Below are 15,877 nucleotides of genomic sequence, written 5' to 3'. Positions count from 1 at the left end.
ATTATTTCTCTGCGATAAGTTGGGTTAAATACTGCCCATAGGACGTTTTGCTCATTACTTTTGCTTCGTCAGCAACTTGCTGTTTAGAGAGCCAGCCTTTTCGGAATGCGATCTCTTCCAGACAGGCAACCTTCAACCCTTGACGCTTTTCAATAGTATGGATAAATTGTGACGCTTCAATCAGACTGTCGTGTGTACCAGTGTCCAACCAGGCGAAACCTCTTCCCAGCAGCTCAACATTCAACGTACCTTGCTCAAGATACATTTGGTTCAATGTAGTAATTTCTAACTCGCCGCGGTGTGATGGTTTGACCTGTTTCGCCATCTCTACGACATTTTTATCATAGAAGTAGAGTCCAGTGACGGCCCAATTAGACTTTGGTTTAACCGGTTTTTCTTCTATCGATAACGCTCTGAAATCCTGATCAAATTCGACAACGCCAAACCGCTCGGCATCGGTGACCTGGTAACCGAAGATTGTTGCCCCTTTGTCTTTAGCTGCAACGGCTTCAAGTTTTTTACCAAAGCTCTGGCCGAAATAAATATTATCACCGAGCACTAGCGCGCAGCGTTCCCCATTGATGAATTCTTCACCGATGATAAAAGCTTGGGCAAGTCCATCAGGCCTAGGTTGAATCGCGTAGCTAAGCTCAATGCCAAAACGGCTTCCGTCGCCTAAAAGGCGTTGAAATGCTGGCATATCCTCGGGCGTAGTGATAATCAGTATTTCACGGATACCCGCGAGCATGAGAACCGAAATGGGGTAATAAACCATCGGCTTATCATAGATAGGCAGTAGCTGCTTAGAAACACCGCGAGTAATCGGATATAGCCGAGTACCACTTCCCCCTGCGAGCACGATCCCTTTCATCAACAATTTCACCTTTATTGTATTAAACGTTATCTCTAAATCGTCGTTCAAGTATATCACCCTGTTTCACCAGAATTGTCTGATGTATCAGAAAAAGTAACGAATGCAGGAGTGGATATGTTTTTGCTTTTGTAGCTCAATTGAGCTACATTTTGAGTACACATTGAATGGAGGAAAATATTATGGCAGCGAATGCATTTGTACGTGCCCGTATTGATGAGAATCTTAAAAATGAAGCAGCGGAAGTGTTGGCTAGCATGGGGTTGACGGTATCGGATCTGGTGCGCATAACGTTAACGAAAGTGGCTAAAGAAAAAGCACTTCCATTTGATATGCATGTCCCTAATAAGCTTACCGCACAAACGATGGCTGACAGCGAGAAAGGGGTTGATGTCTATACAGCAAAAGACGCCGCCGATCTGTTTGATAAATTAGGGATCTAATGGATGAAAAAGCAAAGGGAAATTGCATATTCTGGTCAATTCCAACGTGATGTGAAAAAAGCGCAACGGCGACATAAAAACATGAACAAGCTTAAAACGCTTATGCAGCTTTTGCTTGAAGACAAACGACCGTTGCCACAGGAATATCAGGATCACCCCCTCCAGGGAAACTATAAAGGCTACAGAGATGCGCATATCGAGCCGGATTGGCTTCTTATTTACAAGCTGACCGATGACGTTTTGCGTTTTGAACGTACAGGGACGCACGCTGACCTTTTCTAAATAGATTCATAAAGATGATTTTGTTGCGGAATGTTCTTTACTGGCACGATGATAAAAACAGAACGTTCCAGCACATCATAAAAAGTCTCAACCTGAGATCGCTTTGTGGCTGATTAGGTGTAATCTTAGTGTCATGCGTGGCGTTGTGGGATTACGCTGCTAAGTGAAAAGTGTTCGATAAAACACAATCGTTCTCCAGATAAAAACCATTAGATTGAAGAGAGTCAATCCATGACATCATTGAAAGCGATTATCCCTGTAGCAGGTTTAGGGATGAATTTGTTACCAGTGACCAAGGCAATTCCTAAGGAAATGTTGCCATTGGTTGACCGCCCTGTGATTGAGAAGATCGTCAACGAGTGTGTGAGGGCGGGGATTAAAGAAATTGTTCTGGTGACGCATGCGTCGAAAAACGCAATTGAAAACCATTTCGATACCTCGTTTGAGCTTGAGTCCTTGCTGGAAGAACGGGCTAAGCGTCAGCTGTTGGCAGAAGTTCAGGCCATTTGTCCGAAAGGCGTAACGATCATGAACGTTCGTCAAGGGGAAACGCTAGGGTTAGGGCATGCGGTCTCTTGTGCTCGCCCAATCATTGGCGATAGTCCGTTTGTGGTGGTGTTGCCGGATGTGGTGCTGGATGAAAGCACAGCCGATCAAACGAAGGAAAACCTGGCATTGTTGATCTCCCGTTTTGAAGAAACAGGGCGTAGTCAGGTGCTGGTGAAACATCGTCCTTATGAGGTACTGCCCGAGTACTCTGTCGTCGATTGCGACAAACCGCTGGTGAACCCAGGTGATGCCGCAGCGATTACATCTATGATTGAAAAGCCTGAGGCACCTTCTGAAACGGGGTCTGACCTTTCTGCGGTAGGGCGTTATGTGTTAACCGCCGATGCCTGGCCACTGCTGGAAAAAGCGGTTCCCGGTGCATGGGGACGTATTCAGTTAACGGATGTGATTGCCGATATGATCGCGACTCAGCAGGTGGATGCTGTGCAAATGTCAGGCAAGAACTTTAACTGTGGCCGTAAGTTGGGTTACGCGCAGGCATTTGTGTCTTATGGGTTACGCAACCCTGAGTTTGGTGCCGAATTTAAAGAAAGTATTAAGGCGCTGCTGAAAAAGTAATATTGAGTGATAACTCGCTGTAAAACCGCAGATCGTTGAATCGTTCTGCGGTTTTTTCTTTTTCCCACCATACGTTCCGATTGGGTGAGCTTTCGCTATCAAACCAATCACTACCCACTCACGCCAAGCTGAGTTACCATGTCGGCCTGTTTTTAAATTGCTTGCGAGGTCGCAACGCGAGGCGTTGTCGCCGTTGCAGGCAGGTTATCCTTCAGACAGGAGTTGCTTTAATGTCCAAACAGCAAATTGGCGTTGTCGGTATGGCGGTGATGGGGCGCAATCTGGCGCTGAACATTGAGAGCCGTGGCTATAGCGTTTCCATCTTTAACCGTTCTTCCGATAAAACCGATGAAGTTATCGCGGAAAATCCGGGTAAAAAACTGGTTCCTTCTTACACCGTTGAAGAGTTTGTCGAATCCCTGGAAAAACCCCGCCGTATTCTGCTGATGGTGAAGGCCGGTGAAGCAACCGATAAAACGATTGAATCGCTGAAACCTTACCTGGAAAAGGGCGATATTCTGATCGATGGCGGTAACACCTTCTATAAAGATACGATTCGCCGTAACCGCGAACTGTCCGCTGAAGGGTTTAACTTCATCGGTACAGGCGTATCTGGTGGGGAAGAGGGCGCGCTGAAAGGGCCTTCCATTATGCCGGGTGGCCAGAAAGAAGCGTATGAACTGGTTGCGCCGATTCTGGAACAGATTGCCGCACGTGCTGATGGCGAAGCCTGTGTGACCTACATTGGCGCTGATGGTGCAGGCCACTATGTTAAGATGGTGCATAACGGTATTGAATACGGCGACATGCAGCTTATTGCCGAAGCCTATGCATTGCTCAAACAGGCTTTGAATTTGGGCAATGACGAGCTTGCCGCGACGTTCTCTGAGTGGAACAAAGGCGAGTTAAGTAGTTACCTGATTGAAATCACTGCCGATATCTTCAGGAAGAAAGATGAATACGGTAACTATCTGGTTGACGTGATTCTGGATGAAGCAGCTAACAAAGGTACCGGTAAATGGACCAGCCAAAGCTCTCTGGATCTGGGTGAACCGCTGTCTCTGATTACGGAATCCGTGTTTGCTCGTTACCTGTCTTCACTAAAAGATCAGCGTGTTGCTGCCTCTAAAGTGCTGACTGGCCCAACGGCTCAGGCATTCGGTGGCGATAAAGCCGAGTTTGTTGAGAAAGTGCGTCGTGCGCTGTATCTGGGTAAAATCGTTTCTTATGCTCAGGGCTTCTCACAGCTGAAAGCAGCATCCGACGAGAACAACTGGGATCTGAACTACGGTGAAATTGCCAAGATTTTCCGTGCGGGCTGTATCATCCGTGCACAGTTCCTGCAAAAAATCACCGATGCGTATGAGCAGAAAGCGGATATCGCTAACCTGCTGTTAGCACCTTACTTCAAGAAAGTGGCGGACGAATATCAGCAAGCGCTGCGCGACGTCGTCTCTTACGCGGTTCAGCAAGGCATCCCGACGCCAACCTTCTCAGCGGCCATTGCTTATTACGACAGCTACCGTTCAGCCGTGCTGCCTGCTAACCTGATTCAGGCTCAGCGTGATTATTTCGGCGCGCATACCTATAAGCGTACGGATAAAGAAGGCGTATTCCATACCGAATGGCTGGAATAGTCGTTTCTTATGCTTAGATAGCGCGGTTTGTTAATAAAACGCCAGATTAGGAAATATCTGGCGTTTTTTATATTGCTGAATGAATACATAGATATCGTTAAGATATCTATGATTTTTTTTCGGGAATACTGTAAATTTCATTAAAGAAATCTGCTTTTTTACCGAGATCATTGCTGTTTATTACATCGGGATCTTGCTATTTTTAACGGTGTTGCAAAAATTGAGTTGTCGTTTTGCTTTCTGGTGTTGCTTGTCAGAGGTGGTCCTAGCGCCATTGAACGGTAACACATTACTGGGAGGATCCCAGTAACGGTCGGTAATGACGTAATACCAAATCGGTTTGCCGTTATGCTGGCTGGAATGAAGGACGAAGTATGGTCTTTTCGACGATACCTCACCCTGAAGTACTTCATGTTTAAAAGGAAATCGTAATGAAGAAAACGTTAATCACGCTGACCGCTGTTCTGGCCATGTCGTCAAACGCGTTTGCTGTTGATGGCGTCTCCAGCGCTACGGCTGCTGGCACCGCGACCACCGGTACCACCACCACCACAGTTGCCGGCGCAAGCGTTGCTGGTGCCGCTGGTGCTGCGGGTGCGGGTGTTGCTGCGGGTACCACTGCACTGATTAGTGTGGGTGTTGCTGCCGCTGTTGCTGTTGGTGTCGCTGTTGCTGTCGCCAGCAATGACGATAGCACCACTGCTACGAGTACGAGTACGACAACGAGAACCTAACGTCTCACTACTCCCAAGGCCACTTCGGTGGCCTTTCTTTTTCTGGGCTACGCGGTTCAACGAGAACTTCATCGCATGACAAGAATAAAACGAATAGCAGAAATGAAAGCGCTGATTGCCATCCCTCTTTTCTCTCTTCTGTTGACGGGTTGTTCCCAAAATATGGAACAGGTGGGCAAAACCTTCAAATTGGCGTTTTTCGGGCAGGATGACACCCACGTGACGGCCAAACAGGTTGCTAACACGCCCTATGCCTCAGCGTATTTGAAGGTGGGGAAAGCACCGCAAGCGTTTGTCGTGCTCGCTTTTGCCGAGCAGAATCAGTTGAAATGGATCGGGGCCGATAAAAATATCGTCGCGATCCAACATGGCCGCTTGGTGAAAACACAGGGCTTCGGTGAAGACATTACCTATGTGGATAACCTGCAACAGGATCCCCTGACGTTAGGCTTATTGAAGACATCGACGCCAATGACATGGCAAAGTCGGGTTGAATGGGCTCAGGTCTTCCGTGGCGGTTATGATACTCGGTCTGTTTTTCAGGCGCGTGGCAAAGAAACCGTAAAAATCCTGGATACCTCACGTGCGCTGCTGCGTTTTGATGAGCAGGTGACCATCCCCGCGTTGAATGAGTCTTACACTAATCGCTACTGGCTCGATCCGGTTAATGGAAATGTGGTTCAAAGCCAGCAGTATATGGGGCCAGATATGGCCTTGGTCACATTCACCGTATTAAAACCCTACGTCCAATAAGGGGCTGCAATGTTAGCACTTAATCGTATCGCTACCTTGTTGCTGCTGGTTTCCGGTGTTGCGACGTCTGCGCAGTTGACTGTGAAATCGCCTCAACAGACGATCGCCGTCGTCAAATTGGATGATGGCACGCGTCTTGAAAAATTTTACGAACAGGTTCCCTGGCCACAGAGTATCAACTGGCAAACGGCGTTTATTTCTGATTTTGCGACGACACAGAAGGTTCGTGTGCAAGGGGATGTCTTGCTGCAAAATCTGGCTGAACTGGAAACGCGCTGGCGTAATTCAGGTAATGGCGATCTGGCGATCTCCGCTTGGTTGCTAAGAAAGACGATTAGCCCGATTAATGTGGCGGGTCGTATCCGTACCGAGCTGAATCCTGACCGCGTACGTGTCTATATAGAAAATAATCGCCCTCTGGTGGGGGAATATGCACTGTACATCGCGCCTCATGATGACAAACTGTCCCTGCTCGGTCTGGTGAATACGTCTGCCGATGTGGGTGAACTGGAGACATCGGGGAAAGTGGCACTGCGTGCCGGATGGTCGGTCGAGAATTATCTCTCTGGACGGCGACGTCTCGCGGGCGCGGATAACAGCTACGGCTATCTGATTGGGGGAAATGGCACGTGGCGCAAAGTGCCGCTGGCGCTGTGGAACCGCCAGCATGTTGAACCCGCCGCGGGCGAAACGCTCTTTATTGGCTTTAATCCCTCAGTTTTGCCACAGGATATGTCATCACTCAACGAGCAGCTTGCTGACTACCTTGCTAACCGGACGCCACTCGAATGACAAAGAACAGAAACGTTAAACTAGGCTGTCTGTCGTTGGCGATGGGCAGCATCTTGAGTGCACAGGCGATGGCGGCTGAAACCGAAAGCAACCGTACTGCGACCAACCCGAATCTGCGCTTTCAGCCGGTGGGAGTCTCACAGTCTGATTTTGGCGGTACGGGGTTGTTGCAGATGCCGACGGCGCGTATGGCGCAAACCGGTGAGTTTAGCCTGAACTACCGTGACAACGAAGAATATCGACGTTATTCCATCTCGCTCCAGCTCTTTGACTGGCTGGAAACGACGGTGCGTTATACCGATATCCGTACTCGTCCTTATAGTAATGACCCTAATTTCAGCGGTAGCCAAACCTACAAAGATAAGTCATTCGATGTCAAAGCCCGTTTGTGGCAGGAAAGCTACTGGATGCCGGATGTTTCTGCAGGGTTGCGTGATATTGCGGGTACGGGGTTGTTTGATAGCGAATATCTGGTCGCCAGTAAACGTATGGGGCCGTTTGATTTCACCCTGGGGATGGGGTGGGGCAATATGGCCGAGAGCGGCAATATTAAAAACCCAGCCTGTTCGCTGAAAGCCAGCTTTTGTAATCGTACTCAGAGCACTGAAACTGGCCAGTTTGAGGTGGGCAATTTCTTCCATGGCCCTGCTGCGCTGTTTGGTGGCGTTGAGTACCAGACACCCTGGGATCCTCTGCGCCTGAAACTCGAATATGATGGTAACGACTATAGCGCAGAAAGAACGTCATCCACTAATGTGCCACAGCAGCTCAAACACGATTCCCCCTTCAATATCGGCGCAGTCTACCGGGTGGGCGAGGTGTTAGATACCACGTTATCATGGCAGCGCGGCAACACCTTGATGTGGGGCTTTACCCTACGCACTAATTTCAACGACCTGAAGCCGAACTATTTAGACGATGCACCACCCGTCTATGCGCCGGTACAGGATGGCAAAGGCACAAACTGGCAGCTCGTGTCGAAAGAGCTGAATGATAAGGCCGGCTTTAAGGACGCTGATATCTACGCGGACCAAAAGCAGGTCACCATTGTTGCCGATCAGACCAAATATCGTGACAGCGATCAGGCAACACAGCGTGCGGCGACGGTATTGGCGAATCATGTACCGGGCAGTATTGATGAATACCACATTGTGCAGCGCAGCCAGCGTCTACCGATTGCCAGCACGGAGGTGGATGCTAAAGCTTGGCACCAGGTTAAGCAGGCTGCCGTTCCACTGGGTCAACCAGAACCTGAAACGCATCGTAAAGAGCCAGCATCCAACGTGCGTGGTCAGCAGGTGCTGCTCGCAGAACCCGATCGTCTGACGTATTCATTAGATCCGACGCTGACGCAGTCTTTCGGTGGCCCTGAATCCTTCTACATGTATCAGGTCGCCCTGAAAGGCAACGTGGACTATCGTCTGAGCGATCACTGGAGCGTAGGCGGAACGGCAACGCTGAATCTGGTGAATAACTACGACAAGTTCAACTATAAAACACCACCGGCGGATGGTGCTGCCCTGCCGCGCGTCAGAACCTGGGTGCGTGAATACGTTACTTCTTCGGATCTGTTGTTGACCAACCTGCAATTGACTCGCAGAGATAATCCGGCGCAGGACTGGTATACCCAGGTCTACGGCGGCTATCTGGAAATGATGTACGCGGGTGTCGGATCTGAAGTGCTGTATCGTCCATTCGGTAAAAGCTGGGCGCTGGGGGTGGATGTGAACTATGCCAAACAGCGTGACTGGAACGATATTATGCGGATGGCCGATTACGATGTGGTCACCGGCCATCTGACCGCGTACTGGGAACTGCCGTTTGTGGAAGGTGCGGTCGCGAAGGTGAGTGTGGGTCGTTATCTGGCAGGGGACAAGGGGGTCACCCTCGATCTCTCTCGCCGCTTTGATAGCGGAATCATTGCGGGTGCCTTTGCGACCAAAACCAACGTCAGCGCTGCTGAATATGGTGAAGGAAGCTTTAGCAAAGGCTTCTACGTCTCGATACCGTTTGATCTGCTGTTCACCGAACCAACGGTGAAACGTGGCGCTGTTGGTTGGGTACCGTTGACGCGTGACGGTGGTCAGATGCTACAGCGTCGCAGCTCGCTGTATGGCCTCACCGAGCACTAATCGATCTTAGTTCGTTTAGGGTGTTAATCAAGCCCGTCATCGCCGAGTGCCGTGACGGGCTTTTTTGTGCGTGTTGGCTTTGCGGAGTTAATTCATTTAGTAACTAATATGAACTATTTCATTTGGTTATCGTTTGTATCTTAATCATGTCGTACTGAAGATGACGCTTCTGAGTCTTTAGCGATAAATTGATGATAATTTAATAGCTTAACCACGATTGTCGTGACGAGTCGGAGCATTTTTAAGACGAAGTGTGTCCTGAGGGTAATGATTGAAATAGTTTCATCATGGAAGATTCATATCGCGAAACCTATTATCTCCTGCCGCAATGGCGAAATAAAAACATATACCCTAAATAATTCGAGTTTCAGGAAGGCGGCAAGGGAAGGAATCCCGATGAGCTTACTTCAGTAAGTGATTCGGGTGAGTGAGCGCAGCCAACGCACATGCAACTTGAAGTATGACGGGTATAGCCATAGATCTTCATGGTAGTGCTAACAGGAGAGTGCAACCCGATGAATTTGCCTATTTCCACTGTTATCTCGTTAACGATGAGCGCTGTTTGGTGTGTTCCTCTCTATGCCGCAACGCAGGACAACCCTCTTGGTATTTATCAACTGATTCAGGAACGGATGGTGTTGATGAAAGATGTTGCGGGGTATAAGGCCCGTCAACACCTGCCCGTTGAGGATCTAAAACAAGAGGAACGTATTTTGAGTAAGGCGCGGGAGCAATCTGCTGCCGTGGGTTTATCCCCGCAGAGTACACCGCTGTTTTTTACGTCATTAATGAATGCCAGCAAAGCGATTCAGTATCGTTATATGGCGGACTGGCTTGCGACACCGGAGAGCGACTGGACGCCGCTTTCGCTGAACGACACCATTAGACCCACGCTACTCACGATTGACGACCAGCTCTTGGTGAGTATTAAACGTTATCTTGCGAATGGCGGGCATTTTGCGCCTCAGCAAGAGGCGACGTTTCTTTCTTCTATTAATGTTGAGCATCTGTCACAGAACGACAAACGCCAGATTTATGCGGCATTGAGTCAAATTGAACCAGACGGCAAATAGCTGAGTGGAGAGAAGACGATGACTTACCAATTATTGAAAGGGAGTGAACGCGGAAATATCGCTGACGCCCTGTACCGCGAACGCTGTAATGTTAATGAAAGCGTCAGAGTCATGCTGGTGTTGCGTTTTACGACGCCAGATGATGAGTATTACACCGAACTACACGATAGCATCGATCCGCAATTTGGCGGCATCAACGCCAATAAACCGCTGTCGCGCGCCAGTTATGCCAGAAAGTTCGGCGCTGATGAGGCCGATCTAGAGCATGTCCGAGCGTTTGCACGGCATTATCGGCTCTCTGTCGAGCGTGAACATGTTGCCAGCCGTACCGTCTTCTTGACGGGGACAGTGGCGCAAATGGAGCAGGCATTTCGCGTGAGCTTGGCCCGGTATGACCACAAACAGGGGGCATTTCGTGGCAGAGCAGGGGGAATTTATCTACCTGAATACCTACAAGGCGTAGTTATCGCCGTACTAGGCCTTGATGAGCGTCTGGCGACAAACTGTTGCCTACGTATGAACGACGCCTTCTCCAATACGGCCAAAGGAGTATCAGGCTATACGCCACTCGAGTTGGCGGATTTTTACCACTTTCCAGAACATGACGGCGCGGGGCAGTGTATTGGCATTATTGAATTGGGGGGCGGGTATCGCTTACCGCAGTTAGAGCACTATTTTAAACGCATGGGCGTCAACCCGCCGCAGATCGTCGATGTTTGTGTGGGAGGGGCTAAGAATGCCCTTGCTTCGTCAGATGACGACAAAGAGGTGAACCCGATCGATATCGAAGTGCAGATGGATATCGAAATTGCGGGTACGCTGGCACCGGCCGCGAAAATTGTGGTGTATTTTGCTCCGAATACCGATGCCGGGTTTTTAGAGGCGATTAATGCGGCGATTCATGATGAGAAAAATGCACCGTCGGTGATTTCGATTAGCTGGGGATCCAGTGAACCACGCTGGACTGCGCAGTCATTACAGGTGTACAACCAGGCCTTTCAGACCGCCGCGGCGCTAGGGATTACGGTGTGCGTGGCGTCTGGCGATCACGGCTCAAAGGATGGCGAACCCCATGGTTTGCACGTCGATTTCCCCGCATCCAGCCCCTACGTTTTAGCCTGTGGCGGCACTCGCTTGCAAAAAACGATGGAGGAAACCACCTGGCATAGCCGAGACGGCGGCGCGACAGGCGGTGGCGTCAGCCGGCACTTCGCGTTGCCCGGTTGGCAGTTAGGGATGTCTCTGGTCGACAAATATGGCGGTCATCATCCTTTGCAACACCGTGGCGTACCGGACGTCAGCGGTAATGCCGATCCCGAAACTGGCTATCTGATAGAAGTTAACGGACGGGAAGGCGTTGTTGGGGGAACCAGCGCGGTTGCACCGCTGTGGGCGGGATTGCTGGCACGTATGCTCGCGTTAACCCATTCGGCCTCGCTGTTTATTCCTCCCTTGTTGTACCGTAACCGTAATAGCTGCAAGGATATCGTGCGGGGAAATAATGGGGCCTTTGTGGCCTCTGAAGGGTGGGACGCCTGTACGGGGCTGGGGTCGCCGGATGGAATGACGTTGCTCAGGCTGTTGCAGCGACTCGTGAGGCTCAATGGTAATGGCGTGCACGACAGCGACGACGGACACGAGCGGTGAGTCTGCATGCCTGAGAGGGCTGGCACAGGAACGCGCCTGCTCAGGTGAGGACATTATCGGTGATATTCATCACAGATTACCCGACCTCGGTTTGAGTCTAGGGCGGTTAGCAGATATAACCCGATAAGAAGGACGTGATCGGGCCTGAGTCCGAGCGAAACCTGATACGACGCATGTTATTCAGACATGTTGGTATCAGGTTTTTTTTTGTTAACGCGAATAGGCTATACGTTTCCAAAGTGCAAAACAGCAGGTAAGGCCAGCGTGCCTTCCCGTCAGATAGGACGGCTGATGCGATGATCATTGAAAAAATACTGAGCAATAACGCCGTTCTGGTGCTGGCAAATGACCAACGGGAAATTGTGGTGATTGGTAAAGGCGTCGGCTTTGGCAAGAAAGTGGGTGATCCTATCGATCCGCGGCGCATAGAAAGCCAGTTCGTGAAGAAAAGCGACGGCATAGCGGATGTGCTGTCACAACTGCTGGCGGACATTCCACCCGACTGTCTTGCGGTCACGCAGCAGATTATTACTCTGGCGCAAAAAACGCTACAGCTTGATGTCCAGGACACGTTATTTCTGGCCTTAAGCGACCATATTAACTTTGCTATTCAACGCTATAAGAAAGGGCAGACGATCAAGAACCTGATGCTGTGGGATATTCGCCAGTTCTATCGCAGTGAATTTACCGTTGGGTTAGAGGCACTGGAACTGATTCGCACCAGACTGGATATCGATTTGCCGGAGGATGAAGCGGGATTTATTGCGCTGCATTTGGCGAATGCAACGAATAACAGCGATATGCAGAGCACGGTGCAAAGCGCGGGTATCATTAAAGATATTCTGACCATTCTGAAATACGATCTACACATCACGTTTGATGAACATTCGCTTAATTATCAGCGCTTGATTACGCATCTGAAATTTTTCGCTCTGCGTTTGCTAAATCGGGAAACCGTGAACCACGGCGACGATTCTCTCTATCAAGGGATTACCGAATTGATGCCGCGGGCCTATGCCTGTGCGATGAAGGTGTATGACTATGTGGAAAAAAATTACGCCTGCTATCTCACCACCGATGAGATCATGTTTTTGACTATTCATATTAATCGGTTACAACCCTCCCAAGCTTAATAACATGGGCTATGATGACGGGTACACCTGCGATAATAATCGGGTAATGCCGCCAATGAGTAGAACATCTATTTTTCGATGAAGTCTCCAATGACGTTTTCGTGGAGCGCTATTGAACGCGAGAAGCAAATCGTTTTGCAAGCCAGCCTCTTGATTCGGGTACGGAGAGTCAGGTTGTTACGCTCAATGCGCTGCGTAAAGATTTTACCCGTCAGATGCTTATCTTTCGGTACTTCTCTGGCATAGTTGCCCCAGTTATCACTGGTTATCATGCCGATGCTGAACGGCGTCAAAAGGGCCAGCAACTCCCGACATGTCTCATCGGTGCGTGGACCGAAGGTGTAGGGCCAGTACACTGCCACGGCTTTTAGGGTTCTGCCTATGTCGGTAAACCTGAGCAGACTGACAACGGGGACAATGAACAGTAACGCTGGCCATAAGAAAACCTCAAAAGCGAGCAGTACACCTCAATTCAACGAATTGGAGTCATTACCGCTGCGCTGTTGTTTTTCACTCTGATCTGCGCCGTTTCCCTGCCGGTAGGCCAGCGACACCATTAGCGATTGCACCAGACATAGCGTGGCGGACTGTGAACGGAACGCATCAACCTGCGCTTCCTTCACGACAAAGCAAACGTCGCTGAGTGTTGCCAGCGGACTGATCTGGCTGTCGGTAATCACGATTTGCCGCGCACCGGCCTTCGCGGCCATCTCACTGACCATCACGGTTTCCTGTGAATAGGGCGAGAAGCTGATGGAAACCACCACGTCGCGTGAGTTGACTCGACTGAGTTGTTCACGAAACATGCCTCCCAAGCCGTTGACCAGAATCGGGCTGCTTTCCAGATGGCTGAGCGCATAGGTGAGGTAAGTGGCGACGCTGAACGAGCGCCGCAGTCCGACGATATAGATGGTTTCCGCCTGAGCCAGCAAATCGACGGCTTTTTGCAGATCTTCTTGCGGGGTACGTGCCGCTAACTGCTGCATCGCCTGCGCGTTTGAGCGGGCAAACTCATGCAGAATATCCAGCGGCGTTTCTGGCACGGCGTCAGCTTCCATCGCCCGAAACAGCCGCGCCCGGTCGGTATAGCTGGCGGTTTCCTCCACCAGATTCATACGGAACAGCTGTTTCATTTCGTTGAAGCCGCTGAAATCAAAGGCGTTGGCGAAACGAATCAACGTTGAGGGGGGAACGTCAGCGCGTTCGGCGATCACCGCGACGGTATCGAACGCGATGCTGTTGGTATTATCCAGCACATAGTGCGCCACCTGCTGTAACCGCTTGCTGAGCGAATCATAACGCTCGCGGATCTGTTCCTGTAACTCTCTCAGGCTGGTAGCCATGGGCATATCGGGTTATCTCCCAAAGACGTATAAGAACCTATCCCATTAGGGCGATTTCATGACTGGCGCCTGAAACGGAACAGAAAATTCATTTCTGGATACGGTTGTTTTATCTGTATGACATTTCCGGCGGCACACCTTTTATCGATACGACTATTTTCAGAGGCTGCTCGCCTGTCTTTATGGACGGCTGTCTTCAAGTTTACATAAAAATTCGCAGCGGATCACAATAATCAACATTTATTTTATTTTTACATTAAATGGAATGTTCATTTCATATACTGTAATCCGATGTCAGCCGTTTGTCTCCTCAAAACCCACAAAGGTGTAAACATGGAAACCGTATCTAACTTCATTCAGGGGGCGATTGCCTCCAGCAACAGCCAACGCTACGCCGCGGTGTATAACCCAGCGACGGGCGAGCAGATTCGCCAGGTTGTGATGTCTGATAAGGCGGAAGTCGAGCAGGCGATTGCCAGCGCGGCGGCGGCATTCCCTGCGTGGTCAAAACACTCTCCGCTCCGCCGTGCGCGCGTGCTGTTTCGCTTCAAGGCGCTGCTGGAAGAACGAATGGATACGCTGGCCCGTCTGATTTCACAGGAGCACGGCAAAGTCTATTCCGATGCCGTGGGGGAGGTGACGCGCGGTCTGGAAGTCGTTGAGTTTGCCTGTGGTATTCCGCATCTGCAAAAAGGCGAACACTCGGCGAATGTCGGTACTGGGGTGGATAGTCATTCGCTCATGCAGCCGCTCGGCGTGTGCGTCGGGATTACGCCTTTCAACTTCCCCGCGATGGTGCCCATGTGGATGTTCCCGATTGCGCTGGCGACCGGCAATACCTTTGTGCTTAAGCCGTCGGAAAAAGATCCGTCGCTTTCGCTGCTGTTAGCGCAACTGCTGAAAGAAGCGGGCCTGCCGGATGGCGTGTTTAACGTTGTTCAGGGTGACAAAGAAGCGGTGGACATCCTGCTGACCGATCCGCGGGTACAGGCGGTAAGCTTTGTGGGATCGACGCCAGTAGCGGAATACATTTATCAGACGGCATCGGCGCACGGCAAACGCTGTCAGGCGCTGGGCGGGGCGAAAAACCACTGTATCCTGATGCCGGATGCCGACATGGACATGGCTGCCAGCGCGATCATGGGCGCGGCCTTTGGCGCGGCAGGCGAACGCTGCATGGCGCTGTCGGTGGTGGTGGCTGTCGGAGATGACACCGCGGAAGCATTGCATCAGCGTTTGAGCGCACAGATCAAAGCAATGCGCGTCGGGCCAGGTCTGGTGGACGGGCAGGAAAATGAAATGGGGCCGGTGATCAGCGCACCGCACCGGGCGAAGATTGCCGACTATATTCAAAGTGGCGTCGATCAGGGCGCGACGTTGCGCATCGATGGCCGCACGCTGTCTGTTCAGGGGCACCCGCAAGGCTACTTCATCGGGCCGACGCTGTTCGATAACGTCACGCCGGAGATGACGATCTATCAGGAAGAAATTTTTGGCCCGGTGCTGTCCGTGGTGCGCGTGCCGGATTACCAGACGGCAGTGACGCTGATTAACAACCATGAATACGGCAACGGCACCGCTATTTTTACCCGCGATGGTGAAACGGCGCGTCAGTTCTGCGAAGAGGTGCAGGCAGGCATGGTCGGCGTGAACGTACCGATTCCGGTGCCGATGGCATTCCACAGCTTCGGCGGCTGGAAGCGCTCCATTTTTGGGCCGCTGAACGTTCACGGCAACGACGGCGTGCGCTTCTACACCCGCATGAAAACCGTCACCAGCCGCTGGCCCGCCAGCGTCCGTCTGGAACACCACACCAGCAGCTTCGTCATGCCCACGCTGGAGTGAGGATGTGTGTCACGTTAGTAACGATAACAAGAACCAGAAATGTGCTGCATCAAGAATGTGTAGT

General features: G+C 50.8%; 15 protein-coding genes and 1 pseudogene. 12 read left to right on the top strand and 4 right to left on the bottom strand.

Features of this window, described 5'->3' with window-relative positions; genetic code table 11:
- Position 1 precedes the first annotated feature (1 nt).
- The gene (gene rfbA / locus DMB82_RS13715) at positions 2-871 is read right to left on the bottom strand and encodes a glucose-1-phosphate thymidylyltransferase RfbA (RefSeq protein WP_116155746.1); all 870 of its coding nucleotides are present in this window, start codon (positions 869-871) and stop codon (positions 2-4) included.
- A gap of 182 nt (positions 872-1,053) precedes the next feature.
- On the opposite strand from rfbA, the gene DMB82_RS13710 reads away from it, so the two are divergent.
- From DMB82_RS13710 to licT, 11 genes are all read left to right on the top strand, one after another.
- Complete coding sequence (locus DMB82_RS13710; RefSeq protein WP_102116587.1) at positions 1,054-1,314, top strand: type II toxin-antitoxin system RelB/DinJ family antitoxin; 261 nt, start codon at positions 1,054-1,056, stop codon at positions 1,312-1,314.
- Between the two features lie 3 nt (positions 1,315-1,317).
- On the top strand, positions 1,318-1,596 hold the full coding sequence (locus DMB82_RS13705; RefSeq protein ID WP_103972206.1) for a type II toxin-antitoxin system YafQ family toxin: 279 nt from the start codon (positions 1,318-1,320) through the stop codon (positions 1,594-1,596).
- Positions 1,597-1,827: 231 nt separating this feature from the next.
- Positions 1,828-2,724: a sugar phosphate nucleotidyltransferase gene (locus tag DMB82_RS13700; RefSeq protein WP_102116586.1), complete on the top strand. Its 897-nt coding sequence runs from the start codon at positions 1,828-1,830 to the stop codon at positions 2,722-2,724.
- Positions 2,725-2,954: 230 nt separating this feature from the next.
- Positions 2,955-4,361: an NADP-dependent phosphogluconate dehydrogenase gene (gndA, locus tag DMB82_RS13695; RefSeq protein ID WP_116162191.1), complete on the top strand. Its 1,407-nt coding sequence runs from the start codon at positions 2,955-2,957 to the stop codon at positions 4,359-4,361.
- Between the two features lie 431 nt (positions 4,362-4,792).
- Complete coding sequence (locus DMB82_RS13690) at positions 4,793-5,095, top strand: hypothetical protein (protein ID WP_116162193.1); 303 nt, start codon at positions 4,793-4,795, stop codon at positions 5,093-5,095.
- Between the two features lie 75 nt (positions 5,096-5,170).
- Positions 5,171-5,848, top strand: coding sequence for a YjbF family lipoprotein (locus DMB82_RS13685; RefSeq protein WP_116162195.1), 678 nt, complete (start codon positions 5,171-5,173; stop codon positions 5,846-5,848).
- Positions 5,849-5,857: 9 nt separating this feature from the next.
- Positions 5,858-6,640, top strand: coding sequence for a capsule biosynthesis GfcC family protein (locus DMB82_RS13680; RefSeq protein ID WP_116162197.1), 783 nt, complete (start codon positions 5,858-5,860; stop codon positions 6,638-6,640).
- Positions 6,637-8,772 (top strand): YjbH domain-containing protein, encoded by a 2,136-nt coding sequence (locus DMB82_RS13675; protein ID WP_116162199.1) that lies wholly within the window; start codon positions 6,637-6,639, stop codon positions 8,770-8,772. Before DMB82_RS13680 ends, DMB82_RS13675 begins: the two co-directional genes overlap by 4 nt.
- A gap of 515 nt (positions 8,773-9,287) precedes the next feature.
- Entirely contained in the window at positions 9,288-9,845 is a 558-nt protein-coding gene (locus tag DMB82_RS13670; RefSeq protein WP_102116580.1) for a chorismate mutase, read from the top strand.
- An 18-nt stretch (positions 9,846-9,863) separates the two neighbouring features.
- Positions 9,864-11,492 carry a S53 family peptidase gene (locus DMB82_RS13665; RefSeq protein ID WP_102116579.1) on the top strand — a complete coding sequence of 543 codons (1,629 nt, stop codon included), beginning with the start codon at positions 9,864-9,866 and terminating at the stop codon, positions 11,490-11,492.
- 296 nt (positions 11,493-11,788) lie between these two features.
- The gene (gene licT / locus DMB82_RS13660) at positions 11,789-12,625 is read left to right on the top strand and encodes a BglG family transcription antiterminator LicT (protein ID WP_116155723.1); all 837 of its coding nucleotides are present in this window, start codon (positions 11,789-11,791) and stop codon (positions 12,623-12,625) included.
- Positions 12,626-12,693: 68 nt separating this feature from the next.
- Here licT and DMB82_RS13655 read toward each other — a convergent pair.
- The 3 genes and pseudogenes from DMB82_RS13655 to DMB82_RS13650 all read right to left on the bottom strand — a co-directional run.
- Positions 12,694-12,969, bottom strand: a pseudogene (locus DMB82_RS13655) (IS1 family transposase); the annotation flags it as partial.
- Positions 12,944-13,063 carry an IS1 family transposase gene (locus tag DMB82_RS20800; RefSeq protein WP_404825876.1) on the bottom strand — a complete coding sequence of 40 codons (120 nt, stop codon included), beginning with the start codon at positions 13,061-13,063 and terminating at the stop codon, positions 12,944-12,946. The gene DMB82_RS20800 and the pseudogene DMB82_RS13655, both read right to left, overlap by 26 nt.
- 29 nt (positions 13,064-13,092) lie before the next feature.
- Complete coding sequence (locus DMB82_RS13650; protein ID WP_102116577.1) at positions 13,093-13,974, bottom strand: MurR/RpiR family transcriptional regulator; 882 nt, start codon at positions 13,972-13,974, stop codon at positions 13,093-13,095.
- 327 nt (positions 13,975-14,301) lie between these two features.
- On the opposite strand from DMB82_RS13650, the gene DMB82_RS13645 reads away from it, so the two are divergent.
- The gene (locus tag DMB82_RS13645) at positions 14,302-15,813 is read left to right on the top strand and encodes a CoA-acylating methylmalonate-semialdehyde dehydrogenase (RefSeq protein ID WP_116155724.1); all 1,512 of its coding nucleotides are present in this window, start codon (positions 14,302-14,304) and stop codon (positions 15,811-15,813) included.
- Positions 15,814-15,877 lie beyond the last annotated feature (64 nt).

It is taken from the genome of Pectobacterium aquaticum (genome assembly GCF_003382565.3).
Lineage (GTDB): Bacteria > Pseudomonadota > Gammaproteobacteria > Enterobacterales > Enterobacteriaceae > Pectobacterium > Pectobacterium aquaticum.
This window is presented reverse-complemented; position numbering and strand designations above follow the sequence as displayed.